This window comes from Microcystis sp. M109S1 (assembly GCF_020247025.1).
Taxonomy (GTDB): Bacteria; Cyanobacteriota; Cyanobacteriia; order Cyanobacteriales; family Microcystaceae; genus Microcystis.
The window spans coordinates 1-4,932 of the sequence record NZ_JADBRW010000195.1 but is presented as its reverse complement, the minus strand read 5'-3'; the positions used below and the strand labels follow the sequence as shown (position 1 = coordinate 4,932).

The 4,932-nt window shown below is 45.6% G+C and carries 5 protein-coding genes and 1 pseudogene; 3 read left to right on the top strand and 3 right to left on the bottom strand.

Features of this window, described 5'->3' with window-relative positions:
- A partial coding sequence (locus tag IM322_RS09420; protein WP_071784045.1) for a transposase occupies positions 1-113 on the top strand: 113 nt, incomplete at its 5' end.
- A 27-nt stretch (positions 114-140) separates the two neighbouring features.
- Positions 141-473: pseudogene (locus IM322_RS09415) on the top strand (transposase); the annotation flags it as partial.
- A 500-nt stretch (positions 474-973) separates the two neighbouring features.
- On the opposite strand, the gene IM322_RS09410 reads toward IM322_RS09415, so the two are convergent.
- Positions 974-1,642 (bottom strand): lysophospholipid acyltransferase family protein, encoded by a 669-nt coding sequence (locus tag IM322_RS09410; protein WP_287673697.1) that lies wholly within the window; start codon positions 1,640-1,642, stop codon positions 974-976.
- Between the two features lie 386 nt (positions 1,643-2,028).
- Between IM322_RS09410 and IM322_RS09405 the strand changes: the two genes are divergently transcribed.
- Complete coding sequence (locus IM322_RS09405) at positions 2,029-2,229, top strand: hypothetical protein (protein ID WP_287079710.1); 201 nt, start codon at positions 2,029-2,031, stop codon at positions 2,227-2,229.
- 263 nt (positions 2,230-2,492) lie between these two features.
- Here IM322_RS09405 and IM322_RS09400 read toward each other — a convergent pair whose 3' ends face one another.
- Positions 2,493-3,680, bottom strand: coding sequence for an FtsW/RodA/SpoVE family cell cycle protein (locus IM322_RS09400; protein WP_286824990.1), 1,188 nt, complete (start codon positions 3,678-3,680; stop codon positions 2,493-2,495).
- A 70-nt stretch (positions 3,681-3,750) separates the two neighbouring features.
- Entirely contained in the window at positions 3,751-4,695 is a 945-nt protein-coding gene (locus tag IM322_RS09395) for an isoaspartyl peptidase/L-asparaginase (protein WP_287079715.1), read from the bottom strand.
- Between the last annotated feature and the right edge of the window lie 237 nt (positions 4,696-4,932).

Genomic DNA, 4,932 nt, shown 5'->3' with positions numbered 1-4,932 from the left:
TGGTCGAGGGAATCAACAATAAACTTAAACTAATAAAACGGAGAGGCTATGGCTTTAGAAACTTTCGGAATTTTTGGGTTAGAAGTATGTTGTCTTGGCATCTTGTCTGTTGATTTAGCATAAAGGGTAACGAAGAGCCGAAAATTAAAGTAGTTCAAGATAATCTGAATACTCATGTCAAAGCATCTCTTTATAAAGCTTTTACCCCAGTCGAAGCAAGACGCATTCTGGATAAATTGGAGTTTCATTATACTCCTAAACATGGAAGTTGGTTAAATATGGCTGAAATTGAGTTGAGTGTTTTAAGCCGACAGTGCCTTGAGCGGCGTATTGAAGAAAAGGAAATCTTAACAGAAGAAGTAGCAGCTTGGGAAAAACGCAGAAATGAAAATTCTGCTCCTGTAGATTGGCGATTTACCACTGAAGATGCCCGAATTAAATTAAAAAGATTGTATCCGTCAATAACATCTTGACAGACCACTAGATCAATAGGCAGTAAACTGATCACCCACATTAACAATGGCGCAAAACAACTGCTCACCTCAAGAGTGCTGCGCTTTTCTCCTTTTTTCGCCTTCCCGGACTGATACCATTCTTTGAGTCTCTGTCTGACCGTATTGGGTTTTTCCTCATTGACTGCCGCAATCAACCTCGACACCTGAGTCAAACTGCTCGATTTGGTCATGACCATCCCGAAGCTCCAAGTTGCCAATCCGATAGCTTGCGGTATTGACAAATGGGGCAGATGTTCTGAAACTATGCACGACCACTGCTTGAGATATTTGTTTTTCAGTATTGCCTTTCACGATGCTCCTCTAAATCTCTAGCTTGATTTTCTCACCCTGAGTGTGTGACTGCTCACCTCTTTGTAATAAACCTACACCTGTCAGAGGGGGGGGGAGAGATTTAGCTAATCTAAGGATAGGCGGTTAAAATGCGTCTTAGCTGACTAAATCCTGTTTAAAAGGTCGATTTAGCGTCCGAGGGCGTGTAATCCGTTAATAATTTCGGCACAGCGCTCGGTAACTGCCTGTAAAGCTTCTCTTTTGTTAGAAATCGGTGGCGGCAGCACTTCCCCGATGCGAATAGTTAAGGGGATACTATGGGGAAAAGAAGAACCTTTTTGAAAAATCTTTTCTGTCCCCCACAAACTGACGGGTAACAGGGGAACTCCCGCTTTAGCGGCAATCATCGCCGCGCCTAGTTTTGGTTGATGGATCAATCCGTCCTCGGTGCGCGTTCCCTCCAGAAACACTCCCACTGCCCAGCCCGCCGCTAATGCTCCCATCGCCGCCCGAATTGCCCCGCGATCACCACTGCCGCGTTTGACGGGATAGGCCCCATAAAGAGCGATCGCCTGTTTTAAAATCGGGATGGTAAATAATTCTTCTTTAGCCATATAAGCTACGGGACGACGCACGGCACAGGATAATAGGGGTGGATCGAAGTAACTGGCGTGATTGCAGACGATAATCAGAGGATGACGACGGGGGACATTTTCCATTCCGTAAACGCGACCGCGAAAATAGCCGTGTAGGGTTGGGCTAACGATCGACCATTTAAAGAGATGATATAAAACTAAACTGGCAAAAGGTTCTCGCTCTTGAGGCTGGTTCATGACTGACAATTGTTCCCTAGACATGGAAAAGCCCTCGGGAGTCTTGCCGTGTTTCGACCCCAAGGACTTTGCTTTCTTCTCACTCCTCACACAATTAAAATATATAGTAATTTATGGGTTAGGGAAAGGTTAAGCGTGCCGCTTTCTTAACTGGCATAATTACTTAGCTAGGGTTGAGAGCGGCAAAAGGATTAGCCAGATGTGTAATACTAAATCCTGTTTAAAAAGTATAGGAAAGTCGAGAGTGGTGAGTGGGCAGCGGTTCAGCAGCAAGCGGAGAGAAACAATCCATAACTTGGGAGTTAATCGCACTATTAAAAACGGATTTGGTGTAATTAATTTTGCTTAGGTACTTAAAAAAGTTGGGTTAAAATATAAAGGACAAATCTAGTCAGAAAAAGAATTTTTTTATGGAAAAACAGGTAAATTGTGCTGTAGATTGCCTAAATGGTTGTATTTTAGGCGATAAATGCCCCAATCAAGCCCATGCCGCCGAAGCAGCTAAATTTATTGCCGAAACTTCTTTGGAAAAGATGTTAGAAATGGCAGAAACCGCTAGACTGAAAAAACTGACGCAACCGACCCAATGGATTATTCCCGATGATTTCTAGGGTTTGGCCAGGGAACGGGGAACGGGGGTGACACGGCTCGGTTAAGCCTAAAACTCTTGTTGAGACTGCATGGGAGCGGGGAGCGGCTATGGACAGAAATCTTAAGAAAATCTTTAATTAGGGTTTGCTGAAAAAGTACCTGAATTTTCCCCCTGATCACTCCCATGCCTGGTACTTTTTGATTGACAAAAAGTCTAAAAGTCTTACCCAACAAGGTTTTTAGATTTATTCAGCAAACCCTAATTAGAGCTTGCTGAATAAATCTAATATTGAGTGAAAACCGAGACAATTTTCTGAGGACTTTTTTTACTGGTGGGAACCGGATCGGGGTCATTTTCTTCCCTAGCCACGCGGATTAAGAGGGCGGCTAAAAAGAGACTGGCTAAACTGGAACTGCCGCCATAACTAAAGAGAGGGAAAGGTAAGCCGGTAGTGGGTAAAGAACCAGTGGCCACACCGATATTTAACAGGGATTGACCGATTAAAATTACCATCGCCCCGATCGCCACTAATTTTTTGATGCGATGACGACATTTAACCGCCACGATCAGGGCGAGAGTAGCGTAGAGAAATAGCATGATTAACAGTAAAATACCGCCAATAAAACCAAATTCCTCGCCAAAGACAGCGAAAATAAAATCCGTATCCGGGAAGGGTAGATAAAATAATTTTTGTTGGGATAAACCGTAACCGCTGCCGGTGGTTCCGCCAGAACCGATCGCCAGTAAACTCTGCACTAATTGATAACCATCACCCCGGGGATCCTGCCAAGGGTTTAAGAAAGACAAAATCCGTTTTCTCTGGTATTCGCGGAAAGTAACACTAACCACGGCCATAGTTAAACCCAGTAAAGCGGTGCTGGTCATGTAGGATAAAGGCAGACCGGAGGCAAGAGCGATCAGCCAGAGAGTTATACCGCAAAGAGCAGTGGTACTCAAGTTAGGTTGTAAGAGGATGCCCGCTAGAATTAGCCCAAAAATAGCGATCCAAGTTAACCGTTGATTGACATTTAAACGCGGCCAACCACCGAAAACCGCCGCCCCTTGCAGGACGAGAAACGGTTTCATAAATTCCGACGGTTGCAAGAGAATCGGCCCGATTTTAATCCAACGGGTGGCACCGTTGATATTAGTTCCCAAACCGGGGATAAGAGTGATCAAAATTAATCCTAAAACTAATAAAATCATCCAGGGTGCGATTTTGAGGAGTTTCTCGATCGGCAATCGCACCAGGAAATTAAAGCCAATTAAGCCAATCCAAAGCCAGATTAATTGGCGTATAAAATAGTATAGTCCGTTATCAAAGCGACTGTCAGCCAGAGCGTAGGAAGCGGAAAAAAGCACCACTAACCCGACTGACAGCCACAAAAAAGTCATCCAGCGCAATAATCGCGCTTCGGCTGACCAGTTTTTCACATCGGGGTCAAAAATAGGAATAATATATTGCCACACGGAGATTTTCGAGAAGAAGTATCTTGTACAGATTAACCGAAAAGACTAGGCTCGATCGCAGTTTGTTCCCCTATCCGACGGCTACTTGACCGATTAAACCCACATTTTCACCGTGCCATTCTAGGGTATCACCGATCGCCTGACCGTCGTGATAGGCAGCCAAGAGAATTTCCGCCGTTTTCCCCCAAACAATATTCCCCTGACGATCAAGGGAAATCATGCCCAGATCCCGACCATTAGTTTGGGATTCGCGCATGGATTTCTCCACGGCAGCGGCGAGGGAAAAACCATCGGTGACGCGAATGACCACCTTAGCGGCTAAACACTCATCGATAATATCTTCCCCGACCCCCGTACAGCTTACTCCTGCCCATGGATTCGCATAATTGCCGGCCGGCATGGCACTGTCACTAACGCGACCGATTCTTTCTAGTCCCTTACCCCCGGTAGAAGTTCCGGCGGCGATGTCTCCTTGCTGATCAAGGGCCACTACCCCGATAGTTCCCCGTTGCGCTGACGAATCGGCGAATAAACGGGCCATTTTACGGTTAAAATTCGTCTTTCTTTCCTCCATCCATTCTTGAATCCGATAATCGGTGAGGGGATCATAGAGGGGAATTTGTAATTCTCTGGCCAGATCTGCAGCCCCAATTTCCGAGAGAATGCGATCCTCTTGACTTTGGAGAAATTGAGCTAGGCTAATGGGATTCTGTACCCGCGAGACGTTAATGACACCGCTTAAACGCTGGTGACGACCATCCATCAAGGCTGCACTCATTCGCACCTGACCGTCCGATTGCACCACCGAACCGGTCCCGGCATTAAATCGCGGTTCATCCTCCAGTAACATACATCCTTTTGTCACCGCCTCCACAGCACTAGCACCATTGTCAAGGAGGTTGTAAATATTCTTAACAATCCCCCGGAGAGAATCGCGCACTGATTCTAAACCACCTTTGTCCTCTAGGGAACTCGCTCCCCCATGAATAATTAACTTCGGATTTACTCTGGTCATTATTTTCCTCACATCACATTACCGATCAGATCTAAACTATCACGTTATCGCTACTGAGCTTCTCCAGTGCCGTCTTAACCTTTGACACTCCCCGCTCTAAAGAGACGGGGATTCTTGGTTCACAGAGATTACTTGCGAAAGACAGAATTGCTTCTGAAAAAGTAGAGGTATTCTCTCCCCAAGCGTTTATTGGATCGAGCATCGAAGGTTCCGGTATGCCCTACCGTACTTAGTCCC

Excerpts from the sequence above, each read along its gene's own strand:
- IM322_RS09410 (WP_287673697.1), bottom strand. The coding sequence starts at position 1,642 with ATGTCTAGGGAACAATTGTCAGTCATGAACCAGCCTCAAGAGCGAGAA.
- IM322_RS09405 (WP_287079710.1), top strand. The coding sequence starts at position 2,029 with ATGGAAAAACAGGTAAATTGTGCTGTAGATTGCCTAAATGGTTGTATT.
- IM322_RS09395 (WP_287079715.1), bottom strand. The coding sequence starts at position 4,695 with ATGACCAGAGTAAATCCGAAGTTAATTATTCATGGGGGAGCGAGTTCC.